Source organism: Loigolactobacillus jiayinensis (assembly GCF_003946445.1).
Taxonomy (GTDB): Bacteria; Bacillota; Bacilli; order Lactobacillales; family Lactobacillaceae; genus Loigolactobacillus; species Loigolactobacillus jiayinensis.
On the sequence record NZ_RHOF01000016.1, the window covers coordinates 22,526 to 38,891 of the forward strand.

Sequence of the window (16,366 nt, forward strand, 5' to 3'; positions counted from 1 at the left end):
ATGGATATGTTAGAGCACCAACGCTGTCCATGGGCACAGCAGCAATTACGTGACTTTCACGATTATGAGTGGGCGGTCCCAGTGACTGATGAAAATGAACTGTTCAAATTATTGGCGTTACAGGTCTGGCAATCTGGCTTGAGTCAGCAGATTTTGTTGCGTAAACGACCAGTTATTTGTGCAACTTTTCATGATTTAGCGCCGGAATGGTTACGCCAAACTGATGTAACAGTATTACTAGCACTGCTAGACAATCCAGCCTTGATTCGCAATCGGCGTAAACTAATTGCGCTTCAGCACAATGCTTTTGCCTTACAGCAATTACAGCAACAAGGTGAAACGTTGCAGCATTTATTGTGGCAGCAATCACGGCCAACACATTTTACGACAGCAATGGCGATTCCGCGGTATGATGAGACGGCGGTGACACTGGCAGCACAATTAAAAAAAGCCGGCTTCCAATTTATGGGGCCGACTAATTGTTATGCCTTATTAGCGCGTACAGGTGTGTTGAATTTACATTTGACTAGTTGCTGGCGTTACAGCATGATCAATCAGGCGCAACAGGTGGCTAAGCAGTCACTTGGTTTCCAATTGGCGTAAAATTTGTTGTAGCTCTTCACGCCGTTGTGGACTAGTCGTTGGGTAAGCTAATGGTAATTGTTGCAGTTGCTGATTGATGATCTGTGAAACTAGTAGCCGCGAATGCCATTTATCATCTGCCGGAATAATGTACCAGGGGTTAGTGTCAGTAGCGGTATGTTGTAGAACATCAGCATAAACTTGTTGATATTTCGGCCAAAAAGCTGCTTCGCGAATATCGGCTTCGGAGAATTTCCAGTTTTTATCGGGTAATTCGATGCGCCGCGCAAAGCGGTTTTTTTGTTCGGCTTGCGATAAATGCAAGAAGAATTTAAGGACTAAATAGCCACAATGATTAGCGTAGGTTTCAAAATGGCGTAAATCTTGATAGCGAGTCGTAAAAAAATCAGTTGGAATATCGTTTAATTGGTTAATGCCCGGTAGATCCTCATTTAAAAGAATTTCGGGATGAACTTGGGTCACTAAGACGTCTTCATAATAAGAACGATTAAAAACGCCAATCTGGCCGCGCCGGGGGAAGACTTGATGAACGCGCCATAAAAAATCGTGCGCAAGATCTTGTTTGGAGGGTGTTTTAAAATTATTGACAACAATACCTTCCGGATTAACGCCACTGAGAATATGGCAGATCATACTGTCCTTGCCAGCTGCATCTAAAGCCTGAAAAATAATCAAAACACCATAACGACTTTGCGCATATAATTTATCTTGGTAACTGGCTAAGTGCTTGATATTTTTAGTAATGGTTGTTTTGATTTCTGCATTAGTTGGTTTGTTAGTAGCTTGCGTGGACCAATGAGTTAAATTTAATGGCTTTTTTCCGTTGTAACGATATTGTTTCAAATCAGGTGATTGTTCCATGTAAGAACGCCTCTTTTACTAGTCTAATTATCGCTAAGTAAATAAAAAGCCAAGCGCAATGAGCTGCGTTTGGCTTTTTAGCCTTAATCGTCAGCTTGAATGCTGGCTTTTTTACCGGCTTGGTTCAATGCTGGCTTGTTGTCAAGATCAGTCCGTACAACGAGAACATCACAAATGGCGGTCCGAGTAACGTATTCGGTTACGGAACCGATCAACAGGCGTTCAACAGCGTTTAGGCCAGTTGCACCGATCATGATCAAATCAATGTTGTGTTCCTTAGGGACTTCTTTAGCGATGATAATTTTTGGTGCACCATATTCAATGGCATAGTTAACGTTATCTAAGCCATTTTCCTTAGCAGTAGCAACGTATTGTTCCATGGTTTTCTTTGCAGTGTCCGTAACTTGTTCAACCATTGCAGAATCAAAGCTAGAAACATTTTGGAAGGCACGGGTATCGACAACATGAATTAAGAATAATTCACCGTTGTTCCGTTTAGCAACTTCAACAGCTTTGCGGAAAGCAAGTTCAGCTTCATAAGAACCATCAATCGCGACTAGGATATGTTTGTATTGTTGTAACATAATGATCACCCCAATTATTTTTATCTCACCCTTATTGTACGTTATTTTAGGGTAATGTGTAAATGAAAGCGGCTAAATTATATTTGATTTGCAAAACTAACGGCAAAAACGGCGGCTAGAACGCAGCCCATTAGCAGGCAAACAAGCCAAAAAGTAATATTATTGGTTAGCGCACTAATTACGGTCAAACCGCCAATAATGGTAAAATAATTGCGGTAACGAGTTAGAAAACTTTTTAATTGTGGTTCTTTTTGCGGTTGATGATTTAAAAATTGGCCATGAAGTTGGTGATGTAAATAATAGCTGATCCCGAATAGGACTAGTGCAAAAGCGAGTATCCCGATGCGCATGTTGTTAGTCTCCTTGATAAATGTATTAAAAAAGACGACTCTTGCGAATCGTCCTAGATCATCTAATTGGTGCCGTTGCAATTCCGTTTGTATTGAACCCGCGAAATAGCAGGTGGGCTCGACTATTCACTCATACTAGCGTCCTCGTGAAAAGGCATGCTTGATGAGCCAAAGAAGTCAATCCCGTATTTTAATTACTTGATCGGTCAACACATTGTGGAAAAAGACGTACACCTTAGAAAATCTATTCTTATATTAGCATACAGCTACCGATTGTGCAATTGATACGCGGCTAATGGCGTTGTGCATCCAGTAAACGTTGATACTGATCAGCTAATGCCTTTTCGTATTTTCCGTTGGTTTTTGGCGCATAATAAGTGGCTTGCTTTAAGCGGTCAGGTAAATATTGTTGTTTGACCCAATCATTAGGGTAGTCGTGAGGAAATTTATAACCGACTCCTCGTTGTAATTTTGCTGCCCCTTTGTAATGGGCGTCACGTAACCGGTCAGGAACTTCACCAGCCTTACCGGCGCGAATGTCTGCCAAAGCGGCATCAATTGCCACAATTCCAGAATTTGATTTCGGTGATAACGCCAAATCGATCACGGCATCCGCCAGCGGAATCCGGGCCTCAGGAAAGCCGAGTTTTTCGGCTGCTTGGACGGCAGTGACTGTGCGTGCACACGCTTGGGGGTTGCCGAGACCGACATCTTCATAAGCAATCACCATTAACCGACGTGCGATACTAGGCAAGTCACCGGCCTCAATTAAGCGACCCATGTAATGCAACGCCGCATTTACATCACTGCCACGAATTGATTTTTGAAAAGCGGAGATCACATCGTAGTGTGCATCACCGTTTTTATCATTACTGACGGCTTTACGTTGAATACATTCTTCAATGATCGGTAACGTGATCACGATTTTATTGTCAGTGGGCGGCGTTGATTTGACCGCCAATTCTAGGCCATTTAGCGCACTCCGCAGATCGCCATTAGTTGCTTGGGTCAAAAAAGTTTCGGCAGTTTGATCTAATTCAACTGGTGACTTACCAAGACCGCGTTCTTTGTCGTGTAATGCCCGGTCAATGGCAGTTTTAATATCATTTTCTGCTAATGGTTTGACTTCAAAAATTTGCGTTCGACTACGAATTGCTGGATTAATTGAAATATACGGATTTTCCGTAGTGGCGCCAATCAGAATAATTCGACCGTTTTCTAAATGAGGCAACAAAAAATCCTGTTTAGTTTTATCTAAACGATGAATTTCATCAAGTAGTAAAATAACCGTGCCGCTCATTTTAGCTTCCTCAGCAACAATTTGTAAATCTTTTTTACTATCGGTGGCAGCGTTGAGCATTCGAAAAGCATAATGCGTTGAGCCAGCAATTGCACTAGCAATACTGGTTTTGCCGGTGCCTGGTGGTCCATAAAGAATCATCGACGATAACATTTTAGCGTCGACCATTCGCCGAATAATTTTACCAGGGCCAACTAAGTGTTGCTGGCCAACAATTTCAGCAATATTAGTTGGCCGCATCCGGTAAGCAAGTGGTTGCATGGATTAAACGCCTCCTTAAAAATACTAATAGAATATTATAGCACGGCGGCTGAAGTTGGCCCAAATCTTTGGCTGTCAGTTGCGGTGTTTTCTTGTATAATAAAAAATGAAGCCGGTGCGTGTTGAAAATGCACCCACCAACAGAAAGTGAGCTGAAGTCATGCTAAATCAAATCGGCAAACAAGTGAAAAAATATCAGCATGAGGCCTTTTTATTTGCAGGCCATTATGGTGTGGAAAAAGAAAGTCAGCGTGTAGATGGATACGGAACATTAAGTCAAACACCATTGCCTTTTGCTCAACCGCATCGTTATTTAAAAAATGACTTTGCTCAAGCGCAAGCTGAAGTTGTGACCGATTATTTTGGCACCTGTCAGCAAACTTTCCGCCAGTTACAGGGCTTAGATGCGGTGCTACTACGTCATTTACCAGCGAACGAACTATTGTGGCCCTTATCGATGCCGCCAGTTTTACCAGCTACAGCGGCAATTAAAATGGCGGCGCCTACGCCTGAAGCGCTGCAGTATCGCCAGGGAATCGCCGAAAAATATGGGTACACGATGCAAATGATGTCCGCGGTTCACATTAATTTTTCATTATCAGAGCGCTTGCTGCGTTTTTTATTTGAGCAGCATTACCATGACCAATTTGCTGATAACTATATTGATTTTCATAATGCGCTGTATATGAAGCTGGCACAGAACTTTTTCCGTTATCGGTATGTGCTGACCTATTTATTTGGTGCTAGTCCGTTGGCGGAAGCTAATTTTTCAACTGATTTACCGGCGCATTTAGTGCGTAGTCTACATAGTAGCAATCGCTATGGCTACGTTAATCATGGTCGCCAGTCCGTTTCGTTTCAGTCGTTAAAGGCCTATGTCCATGATCTCAAGCAATTAGTCACCAGTGGCGAACTGCAAGAAGCGCGGGAATTTTATTCACCAGTGCGGTTGCACGGTGCGTCATTAGATGAGTTAGCGCCAAAAGGCATTCATTATTTGGAATTACGGACCTTTGATTTAGATCCATACGCTGCTGACGGCTTAAGCAAAACTGATTTAAATTTTTTGCATCTGTTTTTAGCCTATTTGTTAGTGGCACCAAGTATTGATCCAGCGCAGGTAACAACCATTTTAGCGCAAGCAGCAACGACTAATGAAACAGTCGCGCTGGAATCACCTTTAGTTGCTTCAGAATTACAACCAGAATTAAATGACTTTATGCAAAATTTGCAACAATTTGCCCAGACCTTTGCTGCTCCAGCTGACTTGCAGCAGGCTTTAAACGTTATGCAGGGACGAGTAGCCGATCACCGCTTAACGCCTAGTTACCAGTTGAGCCAAGTTATTAAAGCAGGCTCGTTACAACAATTTGCGCTACAACAAGCGCAGACCTTTAAGCAACAAGCATTGGCGCAACCTTACCAATTACCAGGCTACCAGTATTTAGATACGACTAGTCAATTGATCATGGCAACGGCTTATCAACGTGGCTTAGCGGTACAGATTTTAGATCCAGCGGCCAGCTTGTTGCAATTAGCTGGACACACGTTAATTAGTCAGGGCAGCGGCACACATTTAAATTCACAAGCTGCCGTGGCGGTGAGCCAAAATAAATTGGCCAGCAAAAAGCTGTTAGGTCAAGCTGGCATTGGCGTACCAGCTGGTGCTGAATACCAAACGACTGCTGCGGCCTTGGCTGATCTTAATGATCTAGCTAAGCAAGGTGGCTTAGTGATCAAGCCTAAAGTGAGTACGCAAGGTCGTGGTGTTACTGTATTTCAAACATTGCCAACCGCGGCACAATTTACTGCAGCAATTAAGCACGCGTTAGCCACCGGTACTAGTGCGTTAGTGGAGAATTATGTACCGGGAACAGTCTATCGCTTTGTCGTTATTGCTGGCCGAGTACAGGCCATTGCTGAATGTACGCCGGCCAATGTGGTGGGGGACGGTCGCCAAACGGTTGCCGCGCTGGTGGCGCAAAAAAATCAGCAGGCCAATCGCGGTGTTAATTTACCGTTACACGCTATTTCAATGAATGCGCAAACGGATGCTGATCTACAACAAGGTTTAAGTCGAACCACGATTCCAGCCCGTGGGAATCAAGTTTATTTACGGTTGGCGGCTAATTTTGCGACCGGCGGTGATTCGATCGATGTGACGAATGAAATGGATGCAAGTTATCAGCAACTTGCTTTGACCGCAGCACAGGCGCTAGATTTACAGGTTGCTGGTGTTGATATAATTATTGACAATCTTTATCAGCCGCTGGATGCAGAACATCCAGAACTAGCCGTTGTGTTAGGGGTCACGGCCCAGCCAGATCTAGCGGTTCATGCAGCGCCATATTTTGGTCAGGCCCAACCAGTTATATCACGTTTGATCGATCAATTAGTTCCCGAAAAATAAAAAATCGTGCGCTGACTTGTTAGGTCGGCACACGATTTTTTATTTACCTAGCAGAGCTAATCACGCTGAAATAAATCAGCCAAAAAGGAGTGTTTAGGTTGTTCTTTGGTTACGGGGGAATAATATTGGCTAATGGTGACGTCTGCTTGATCAACAGCGGTGCTAGCTACGAGCAACAAGGCCACTGCGTCACTAGCTGTATTGGCAGACTCATCGTTGACCATTGTAAAGGCGAGGTTGTTTTGGGTTGCATATTGTAAATAAGGTTTCAACGTAGCCGCTAATTTACCATTTAACAATAGTTTGGCACCGGTAAATTTTGGCACAGCTTGTTTAAATGCCGGCAAGGTCCGCGCGTCACCTAACTGTGCGACCGTAATTTGTAATAAAACACGTTCACGTAACGAACCGAGATAGTGGCGTCGTTCGTCCGGTTTAGTCTGGGGCGTGCCCGTCATGCGACTTTTTAATTGACTTTCGAGATCAGTATTTTCCGACACAATGGTCATCCCTTTCAACGATATTTGGTATAATGATTCGAGTATAGCATATTCAGATAATAAGCCAAATAATGTGCAGGAGGTAAGTGAATGGTTTTTACGGTAAATGATTTCAAGGTATTTAACGAACAGACGGTAGCTGGGCGGATGGCCTTGATTCGAGAGCGATTGGATCCTAAATTCGCGGAATTAGGAGCACAAATTATTGCCCAACTAGCAGCGGAAAAGATTCCGACTTACATCAATGTCGCTAAACATTTACGCCGCCACATAAATCCAGCTCCGAATACCTGGTTTGCCATCGGCCCGTACAAGCGCGGCTATAAAATGGTTCCGCACTTTGAGGTCGGCTTTTGGGATGACCGCTTGTTTGTTTGGCTGTGCTTATTAGAAAACATTCAGCAGCCGGCACCATACGCGGCCATCTTACAGCAGCAACAAGCACGAATCAAGCAACTACCAGCCGCAGCGTGGCAGTTATCCGGTAATCATATGGCTAAACCAGTTCAGCCATTAAATGCCGCTGATCTAGCCGCCCAAACGCAACGTTTTGTTGACGTGAAAAAAGGGGAGTGGTTGCTGGGACAGGTCTGGCTTAAAACGGATCCCATTTTTCAAACTAGCGGTGCAGTTGAAATGGCCATTAAACAAGCTATCGACGCACTAACACCGCTATATCGGTATTTATTAGCAGCCATTAGCCAAGACTAAAAAAAACGCCTGACACATGATGTGTCGGGCGTTTTTCGTCATGAAGATTACAATAATTGGTTGTAGTATTCAACGACAAGTGTTTCATCAATATCTGGTTCTAATTCGTCACGTTCTGGTAAACGAGTTAAGGAACCTTCTAATTTGTCAGCGTCAAAGCTTACGAAAGCAGGACGACCAACAACAGCTTCAAGTGCAGCTTGGATGATCACTAAGTTTTTCGACTTTTCACGAACTGAGATCACTTGACCAATTTCAACTTGGTATGAAGGGATATCAACGCGTTTGCCGTCAACTAAGATATGGCCATGGTTAACTAATTGGCGTGCTTGTGGGCGAGTTGTTGCTAAGCCTAAGCGGAAAACCAAATTGTCTAAACGTTGTTCAAGCAAGATCATGAAGTTAACACCTTGTTTACCTTCTTTGATCTTACCAGATTTTTGGAACAAGTTAGAGAATTGGCGTTCGTTTAAACCGTACATGAAACGTAGCTTCTGCTTTTCACGTAATTGAACACCATATTCTGATAATTTGCGACGACTGTTGGGACCATGATCGCCAGGAGCATAAGGGCGCCGAGCTAATTCTTTACCTGTACCAGATAGAGAAATACCTAAGCGGCGAGATTTTTTCCACTGTGGGCCTGTATAACGAGACATAAAAAAATTCCTCCAATAGATTTATTTGGAGTAAAATAACGAATTGTAAGTTCAGTATACGTGCAGTTTGTTCTGCAATTTTCGCCTTATGCAGCCGCAGGTTACTAATTGAACTCTGGTTGCAACAAACTGTTGACGTGCTTACCACTCACTGCTGCATTATTTTACACAACGACCAGTTTAGCAAAGCTAATTGCTAAAGTCAATTATTGTTTAGATGTGTTTGCCTAGTGCTGCGACAAATTCTTCTAATTCAGCTTGATCCGTCGTGTTGAAACGATCGAATTTTAATGAATCAATATCAAGTACGCCGATTTTGTGACCGTTAACGGTTAATGGCACCACAATTTCTGCATTGGTGGCGGCATCACAGGCAATATGGCCAGCAAATTGATGCACGTCAGCGACGATTTGTGTTTTTTGTTCAGCAAAGGCGGTACCAACGACGCCCTTGCCATTAGCAATGTGCATGCAGGCAACCTTGCCTTGGAACGGGCCGAGGTATAATTCATCCTTGGCTTCATCATAAAGATAGAAGCCAACCCAGTTGACGTCAGCCAAGCTATCATTTAATAAAGCAGCGGCGTTGGCCAAATTGGACATTAAATGTGGTTCTTCATATAGTAAAGCATCAACTTGTTGTGCTAAAAGTGAGCGTTTGGGCATAATATTGGACCTCCAAAATAAATTAGGTGCAGTTTTTACGATTCATTAGTGATGCACTCCGGTCACTATGATATAATTTAGAGTAGATTTTAACGACCTTTACAAATAAATGCAAGGTAAACTGTGAAACGTGACGGGGGTTTTATTGATGGAGCTAATTTTGATCGGTATTATTATTTTAGCATTAGTGCTATATGTCGGGGTGATTTTTTATCAGCGACATAATTCTAAGCAGATCGATGCACTGCAAGACCAGGAGCAGCAACTGACCAAATTACCGTTCAAAAAGACAATGAGCGCTGCACGACAACAGGGCTTAGCTGGACAAAGTCAAGAAGCGTACGCCAAGTGGCAGGAGCGCCTGCAAGAGATTCAGAAAAATGGCTTTGCTGAGCTTGAACGAAAATTATTATTAGCGGAAACGACCAATAATCGTTACCGTTTCTTTGCAGCTGCTAAATCGATCAAGGAATTGACGCAACAATTAACGACAACCAAACAAGCCTTGGATGAAATTATGGCTGGTTTTGAACAAATTCAAGCTGATGCTGCGGCTAACCAAGCTAAGGCCAAGGACCTACGCGAACTTTACCAAAAATTACGGAAACAGTTATTAACCAAGAGCTTTTCTTACGGGGCGGCTGCTGATGGTCTCGAAGAAAAATTAAGTTACCTAGAAACATCACTGGATAAGTATAGCCGTTTTACTAAATCCGGGGATCATGGTGAAGCTAAATCGATCCTCACCCAATTAGATAAAGATATTACCGAACTAAATGATTTGATGAAGCGGATCCCGCCCCGGTTCAAAGAATTAAATAATGAATTTCCTGAACAACTGGAAGAATTACGCCAAGGCTATCGTCGTTTAGAGGATGCTGCCTATCAATTTTACGATATTGATATTCCTACTGAATTGAAGGATTTAGATGAACATATCAACGCAACGCGTAAATCGTTAAAAAAATTGGATTTAACGGCGATCGAAGCTGCCGATCAAGATATTGCGCGACGCATTGATCATTTGTATGATGTCATGGAAGCTGAAATCAAGGCTCATCAGGAAGTTGAAAGTCGGCATGATGAATTACAGGCGTTCATTAATCACGCGCAAAAGCAAAATCGTGAGTTGCAAGACGAATTGAACCGTTTGAATCAAAGTTATAGCTTAAATAATAATGAAATTAGTCAAGCACAAGAACTTAAGCAACAACTAGATGAGATTCGGAGCACTTTTGAAAATGATATGCAGGAAGTTGCGGCTCAAACCGCGGTTTACTCGATGGTGGCTGAGAATTATAGTACCGCCTTTGCAGCCTTGACGGAAATTGAAAAGAAGCAAAAGACGATCAATGATAGCGTTCAAGGCTTGCGGCATGGTGAGGAAGAAGCACAGCGTTCGCTACAATCGTTTGAATTTGAAATTCGCAATATCAAACGTCAAGTGGAAAAATTGAATCTACCTGGGTTATCGCAGCACTATTTGGATTATTTCTTCTTGGTTGCCGATGAAATCACAAAGCTAGATCAAGACTTGAATCAAGTTAAGATTGATTTGGACGTGATCACAAAAGAGCTGATCACGACCCAAGAAGATTTAAATAAGTTAAAAGAAGAGTCTAATGATATGATCGATAGTGCGCTTTTGACTGAACAGTTGTTGCAATTCGCTAATCGCTATCGCCATAGTCATGCCGATGTGGCACAGGCTAGCGATGAGGCATTACGTTTGTTTAACAGTAGCTATGATTACAAACAAGCTGCCGAAACGATCGCCACAGTTTTAGAGCAAATCGAACCTGGCAGTTATAAAAAGGTCGAAGAAAGCTACTATAAGACTAAGGATCAAGACTTAAAGGTCTAGCAGTAGTGATGTAAAGGACGTTACCCGTTTTATTTGGAACGGTGGCGTCTTTTTGATTGTTCTCTTACTTATTATTTGTTAGTATTGTCTTTTGGTATAAGTTTGTTATAATAATTGGGATTTTAGTAATTTAGACATAAATACGCTGCAGTTATTTATTTGCAGCACAGCATAACGAAAAGGAAGAATGGTTGGATGATTTATTTTGATAACAGTGCCACAACAGCGGCGGCACCAGAAGTTTTACAGACTTATCAAGCAGTTAGCCAAGATTTTTTTGGTAACCCATCTAGTTTGCATGCCTTAGGCGATAAGGCCGATAATTTGCTACAACAGTCACGGCAACAAATTGCCCAGTTGATTCAGGCGCAACCAGAAGAAATTTATTTCACTAGCGGTGGGACTGAAGGCGATAATTGGGTGGTTAAGGGCACCGCTATTGCTAAACGCCAATTTGGTAAGCATTTGATCACTACTGAGATTGAACATCCGGCAGTTAAAAATTCGTTGGCCCAACTGGAGCAATTAGGTTATGAGGTTACTTATTTGCCAGTAGATAAGCGGGGCTTCATTGATCCAGCTGATTTAAAGGCTGCGTTGCGTTCGGATACGATTTTGGTATCGATCATGGCAGTTAACAATGAAATTGGTAGTATTCAGCCGCTTAAGGAAGTTGCTGACATTCTCACTGATTATCCGCGGGTTCATTTTCATGTTGATGCAGTGCAATCGATTGGTAAAGGCTTGTTACCTTTATTGCGGTTACCCCGAATTGATTTTTTGACTTTTTCTGCGCATAAGTTTCATGGCCCCCGAGGAACTGGCTTTATTTATGCTAAGAAAGGCCGCCAATTAGCACCATTGATGACTGGCGGTGGCCAAGAAGATAATTGGCGTAGCGGGACAGAAAACGTTCCGGCAATTGCTGGTATGGCCAAGGCGTTGCGCTTATTATTAGCTGACGAACCAGCTAAGGTGCAGCAACAACACGCCATTAAAACTAAAATCTATCAGCATGTCGCGCAGCAACCGAAAGTAACTATTTTTTCGGAGAATACGTCAGATTTTGCGCCGCATATTTTATGCTTTGGTATTCGTGGTGTACGTGGTGAAACCATCGTTCATGCTTTTGAAGAGCACGATATTTATATTTCTACCACCAGCGCTTGCTCATCGAAAAAAGGAACAATTTCAGGCACATTAGCTGCTATGCGTGTGCCAGAAGAAGTTGCTACCAGTGCAGTGCGCGTTTCGTTAGACGAAAATAATACAATGGCAGAAGCAGATACGTTTATTAAGGCGTTTGACCAAATCTACGCGCGTTTTGAACTCATTAACGCACATAAGTAAAGGAAGAATTTAATGGAATACACAGAAATTATGGTACGTTACGGTGAATTGTCAACTAAAGGCAAAAACCGGCGTAGCTTTATCGATCGTTTAGCTAGTAACACGCGCAAGGCGTTACACCGTTTTACAGCATTAGAAATCCATGCACGACGTGATCGGTTGCACATCGTATTACATGGGGAAGATAGCGCGGCCGTTATGCAGCGGTTAGGCCAAGTATTTGGTATCCAGAATTTTTCACCATCCATTCGTGTTGAACGAGATATGGATCAAGTTCGCGCAACGGCTATCGCTATGATCAAGGAACAATATCAACCTGGTGACACTTTTAAAGTTAATACGCGCCGCTCTGATCACAATTTTGAATTGGACACGAACCAAATGAATGATGAACTTGGTGGTGTGATTTTAGATAACGTGCCAGGTCTAACCGTGCGCGTGCATAAACCTGAGATCACGTTGCGTGTTGAAGTACGCTTGGATGGTATTTATTTATCTAGTCGGACGATCCAAGGCGCTGGCGGCTTACCAGTTGGAACGGCTGGCCGCGGGATGCTGATGCTATCTGGTGGGATCGATTCACCAGTAGCGGGTTATCTTGCTATGAAGCGTGGCGTGGCCATTCAAATGGTTCACTTTTTCAGTCCGCCATATACCAGTGCTAAAGCGTTAGCCAAAGCCAAGCAATTAACCTCTAAATTAGCGCCCTATGCCGGTAGCATTGAATTTATCGAAGTGCCATTTACCCGTATTCAAGAAGAAATCAAGAATAAGGTGCCAGAAGGTTACTTAATGACGGTTCAACGGCGTTTAATGTTGCGGTTAACTGATCAGATTCGTGAAATGCACCATGGTTTAGCGATTTTTAATGGCGAAGCCTTAGGGCAAGTGGCCTCGCAAACGATGGAAAGTATGGTAGCCATCAACGATGTCACAACAACGCCAATTTTACGGCCGGTGGTGTCAATGGACAAAAACGAGATCATCAAAATTGCCGAACAGATCGACACCTTTGATTTATCGATCATGCCTTTTGAAGATTGCTGCACGATTTTTGCGCCACCAGCACCTAAGACAAAACCGCGGTTGGATAAAACTCGAGTTTATGAACAATTGATCGATGTTGAAGGCTTAATGGCTGAAGCAATCGCTGGTGTTAAGATTACTGAAATTAAAGCTGACGAAGAATTTTTGACCCAAGATCAAAGTGAAATCGCTAGTTTGCTGTAATTTAACGTTGCGTTAGTGTCGTTTTTTTGCTACAGTAGTTTCAAAGCAATGAACAAGCCAGTAATCATGCGACTGCGGTATAGAGAAAAAGTGAGCCGCTGGAAGCTTTACGTGGGGCATGATGAAAGTAACTTGGGAGCTGTTGTCCTGAATTCTAGTAAGGACAGCCGGATAAAATCGTCCGTTACGACTAATTAAGTGGCGCAAATTGCGCAATTTAGGTGGTACCGCGAATGAACGCATTCGTCCTATTGATTTAGGATGAGTGCTTTTTTATTTGCCTGGACAATTGCTACAACAAGAAAGGGTGACCGCAAATGGCTGACGAAAAACAAATGTCAACAAAGTACGATCCGCACCAGGTCGAACCAGGCCGGTACGAAGAATGGCTCAAAAAAGATTTATTTAAACCAAGTGGTGATCCTAAAGCTAAACCATATTCAATCGTAATTCCACCGCCTAATGTCACTGGTAAATTGCATTTAGGTCATGCTTGGGATACAACACTACAGGACATGTTGATCCGGCAAAAACGGATGCAAGGCTATGATGTTTTATGGTTGCCGGGTATGGATCATGCAGGAATTGCAACCCAGGCTAAGGTTGAAGGCCATTTACGTGAAAAAGGGATTACGCGTTACGACCTTGGCCGCGATAAATTTGTCGACGAAGTTTGGGATTGGGTCCATGAATATGGCGATATTATTCATAAACAATGGGCTAAGTTAGGTATTTCCGTTGACTATTCTCGCGAGCGTTTTACCTTGGACGACGGCTTATCCCAAGCCGTTCGCAAAGTCTTTGTTGAATTATACAAAAAAGGGTTGATCTACCGGGGCGAATACATTATCAACTGGGATCCGCAAGCACGGACTGCCTTGTCTGATATTGAGGTTATTCATCAAGATGATAAAGGGGCTTTTTATCACGTTAAATACCCATTTATCGATCCTGATTATACCTTCGCTGGTAAACATTATATTGAAATTGCGACAACACGGCCGGAAACGATGTTTGGGGACGTTGCTGTTGCGGTGAACCCCGATGACGAACGATACAAGGATTTAGTTGGTCGGGAAGTTTTACTGCCACTACAAGGGCGCCATTTGCCAATTATTGCTGATGCTTATGTGGACAAAGAGTTCGGTACTGGGATGGTTAAAATCACGCCAGCTCACGACCCTAATGATTTCCAAGTCGGTAATCGGCATAATCTAAAACGAATCAACACGATGAATGAAGATGCCAGCATGAATGAAAATGCTGGTAAGTATGAAGGTTTGGATCGTTTCGCTGCACGTAAAGCGATGGTGGCTGATTTAGATGAGCAAGGATACTTGCTAAGCACAGATCCAATTGTCCATAGTGTAGGCCATTCTGAACGGACTGGCGTTCAAGTTGAAGCTCGCCTATCAACGCAATGGTTCGTTAAAATGAAACCATTAGCGGAAACAGCGCTGAAAAACCAAAAAGGTGCCGATCGGGTTAGCTTCGTGCCAGAAAGGTTTGAAAATACCTTCACACAATGGATGGATAACGTCCATGATTGGGTTATTTCTCGTCAATTATGGTGGGGTCATCGGATTCCCGCTTGGTATAACAAGCAAACTGGCGAAACTTATGTTGGGATGGAAGCACCAGCTGATCCTGAAAACTGGGAACAAGACTCTGATGTATTAGATACTTGGTTTAGTAGTGCATTATGGCCATTTTCAACGATGGGTTGGCCGGATACGGATGCACCTGATTTCAAGCGCTATTTCCCAACCAGCACATTAGTGACTGGTTACGATATTATTTTCTTCTGGGTCTCACGGATGATTTTCCAAAGTTTGGAATTCACCGGCAAGCGTCCATTTAAACATGTGTTGATTCATGGGCTGATCCGTGACGAACAGGGTCGCAAAATGAGTAAATCATTAGGCAACGGCATTGACCCAATGGAAGTAATTGAAAAGTACGGCGCTGATGCTCTACGCTGGTTCTTGAGTACTGGTTCAACGCCAGGTCAAGATGTGCGGTTCTCTTATGATAAAATGGATGCCGCTTGGAATTTTATCAATAAAATTTGGAACGCTAGTCGTTTTGTTATCATGAATTTAGGTGAAAAGACGACCGCAACGATGCCAGCTGTTGACCAACGTGATTTAGCCGATCGCTGGATTCTTAGTCGCTTAAACGAAACGGTTAAAGACGTCACGCGCTTATTTGAAGATTTCGAATTTGGTGAAGCCGGCCGCTTACTTTACAATTTCATTTGGAACGATCTATGTGATTGGTACATTGAAATGAGTAAGGAAGTTTTGTATGGCGACGATAAAACGGCAATTGCTAACAAACAACAGGCTTTGGCCTATGTCTTCGAACAAACGTTGAAATTAATGCACCCAATCATGCCATTTGTGACTGAAGAACTGTGGCTACAATTGCCTCACGTTGGTGATTCAATCGTGACGGCGGCCTATCCCGTTGAGCATGCTGAATTAGCCGATGCTGATGCGGTTGCACAAATGTCACGTTTAATCGATTTAATTCGTTCGGTTCGTAATATTCGTTCTGAGGTCAACGCGCCATTATCCAGTCCTATCGATGTGTTGATCAAAACCACTGACGAACAGACTCGCGCTATTTTTGAAAATAATCGGGAGTACATTGAGCGCTTTGTTCATCCAAAGGACTTAACAATTGCGACTAGCGTTGACGCACCAGCTTTGGCGATGTCAGCGATTATTACAGGTGCTGAAATCTACGTGCCATTAGCAGAATTGATTGATTTAAATGATGAAATCAAGCGAATGGAAAGTGAAGCACAGAAGTTACAAAGTGAAGTTGATCGTGCCGACAAGAAGTTAGGCAACGAACGCTTCGTCCAAAATGCACCAGAAAAAGTAGTTGCGGAACAAAAAGCTAAGCGTGCTGATTACATGCAAAAGCTAGCTGCTGCTAACGATCGTATTGCGGAATTAAAAGCTAATTTATAGTTCTAAGTAAGAGAAACCTGAAATTTAGGTTTCTTT

General features: G+C 43.0%; 14 protein-coding genes, 1 other RNA gene and 1 other annotated feature. Of the genes, 7 read left to right on the forward strand and 8 right to left on the reverse strand.

The annotated features are described in order from the left end of the window. Positions 1 to 6: 6 nt before the first annotated feature. Positions 7 to 603 carry a DNA-3-methyladenine glycosylase I gene (locus EKM80_RS05215; protein ID WP_125552056.1) on the forward strand — a complete coding sequence of 199 codons (597 nt, stop codon included), beginning with the start codon at positions 7 to 9 and terminating at the stop codon, positions 601 to 603. Here the strand turns inward: EKM80_RS05215 and EKM80_RS05220 are convergent. The 5 genes from EKM80_RS05220 to EKM80_RS05240 all read right to left on the reverse strand — a co-directional run bounded on the left by EKM80_RS05220 (position 580) and on the right by EKM80_RS05240 (position 3,959). Next, complete coding sequence (locus EKM80_RS05220; protein ID WP_125552057.1) at positions 580 to 1,464, reverse strand: PPK2 family polyphosphate kinase; 885 nt, start codon at positions 1,462 to 1,464, stop codon at positions 580 to 582. The genes EKM80_RS05215 and EKM80_RS05220 overlap by 24 nt on opposite strands. 83 nt (positions 1,465 to 1,547) lie before the next feature. Beyond that, a complete protein-coding gene (locus EKM80_RS05225; protein ID WP_125552058.1) occupies positions 1,548 to 2,048 on the reverse strand; it encodes a universal stress protein in 501 nt (166 codons plus the stop codon). A gap of 77 nt (positions 2,049 to 2,125) precedes the next feature. Beyond that, complete coding sequence (locus EKM80_RS05230) at positions 2,126 to 2,398, reverse strand: hypothetical protein (RefSeq protein WP_125552059.1); 273 nt, start codon at positions 2,396 to 2,398, stop codon at positions 2,126 to 2,128. A 55-nt stretch (positions 2,399 to 2,453) separates the two neighbouring features. Further along, positions 2,454 to 2,643: non-coding RNA, 6S RNA (gene ssrS, locus EKM80_RS05235), on the reverse strand. 47 nt (positions 2,644 to 2,690) lie between these two features. After that, the gene (locus EKM80_RS05240; RefSeq protein WP_125552060.1) at positions 2,691 to 3,959 is read right to left on the reverse strand and encodes a replication-associated recombination protein A; all 1,269 of its coding nucleotides are present in this window, start codon (positions 3,957 to 3,959) and stop codon (positions 2,691 to 2,693) included. 160 nt (positions 3,960 to 4,119) lie between these two features. On the opposite strand from EKM80_RS05240, the gene gshAB reads away from it, so the two are divergent. Beyond that, a complete protein-coding gene (gene gshAB / locus EKM80_RS05245) occupies positions 4,120 to 6,369 on the forward strand; it encodes a bifunctional glutamate--cysteine ligase GshA/glutathione synthetase GshB (protein WP_125552061.1) in 2,250 nt (749 codons plus the stop codon). A gap of 56 nt (positions 6,370 to 6,425) precedes the next feature. Here gshAB and EKM80_RS05250 read toward each other — a convergent pair whose 3' ends face one another. Further along, positions 6,426 to 6,878 carry a YueI family protein gene (locus EKM80_RS05250; protein ID WP_225418818.1) on the reverse strand — a complete coding sequence of 151 codons (453 nt, stop codon included), beginning with the start codon at positions 6,876 to 6,878 and terminating at the stop codon, positions 6,426 to 6,428. An 81-nt stretch (positions 6,879 to 6,959) separates the two neighbouring features. Here EKM80_RS05250 and EKM80_RS05255 point away from each other — a divergent pair, with 81 nt between their 5' ends. Continuing rightward, positions 6,960 to 7,580 (forward strand): DUF1054 family protein, encoded by a 621-nt coding sequence (locus tag EKM80_RS05255; RefSeq protein ID WP_125552063.1) that lies wholly within the window; start codon positions 6,960 to 6,962, stop codon positions 7,578 to 7,580. Between the two features lie 47 nt (positions 7,581 to 7,627). Here EKM80_RS05255 and rpsD read toward each other — a convergent pair whose 3' ends face one another. Beyond that, positions 7,628 to 8,239, reverse strand: a complete 612-nt coding sequence (gene rpsD, locus EKM80_RS05260; protein WP_125552064.1) for a 30S ribosomal protein S4 — start codon at positions 8,237 to 8,239, stop codon at positions 7,628 to 7,630. A 213-nt stretch (positions 8,240 to 8,452) separates the two neighbouring features. Next, the gene (locus EKM80_RS05265; RefSeq protein ID WP_125552065.1) at positions 8,453 to 8,905 is read right to left on the reverse strand and encodes a GAF domain-containing protein; all 453 of its coding nucleotides are present in this window, start codon (positions 8,903 to 8,905) and stop codon (positions 8,453 to 8,455) included. Between the two features lie 148 nt (positions 8,906 to 9,053). Between EKM80_RS05265 and ezrA the strand changes: the two genes are divergently transcribed. The 4 genes from ezrA (at position 9,054) to EKM80_RS05285 (ending at position 16,330) form a co-directional block, all read left to right on the forward strand. Further along, on the forward strand, positions 9,054 to 10,769 hold the full coding sequence (gene ezrA, locus EKM80_RS05270) for a septation ring formation regulator EzrA (protein ID WP_125552066.1): 1,716 nt from the start codon (positions 9,054 to 9,056) through the stop codon (positions 10,767 to 10,769). 195 nt (positions 10,770 to 10,964) lie between these two features. After that, positions 10,965 to 12,119 carry a cysteine desulfurase family protein gene (locus EKM80_RS05275; protein WP_125552067.1) on the forward strand — a complete coding sequence of 385 codons (1,155 nt, stop codon included), beginning with the start codon at positions 10,965 to 10,967 and terminating at the stop codon, positions 12,117 to 12,119. Between the two features lie 12 nt (positions 12,120 to 12,131). Next, positions 12,132 to 13,349 (forward strand): tRNA uracil 4-sulfurtransferase ThiI, encoded by a 1,218-nt coding sequence (gene thiI / locus EKM80_RS05280; protein ID WP_125552068.1) that lies wholly within the window; start codon positions 12,132 to 12,134, stop codon positions 13,347 to 13,349. 39 nt (positions 13,350 to 13,388) lie between these two features. Then, positions 13,389 to 13,603: a binding site (T-box leader), on the forward strand. A 63-nt stretch (positions 13,604 to 13,666) separates the two neighbouring features. Next, on the forward strand, positions 13,667 to 16,330 hold the full coding sequence (locus tag EKM80_RS05285; protein ID WP_125552069.1) for a valine--tRNA ligase: 2,664 nt from the start codon (positions 13,667 to 13,669) through the stop codon (positions 16,328 to 16,330). Positions 16,331 to 16,366: the final 36 nt, after the last annotated feature.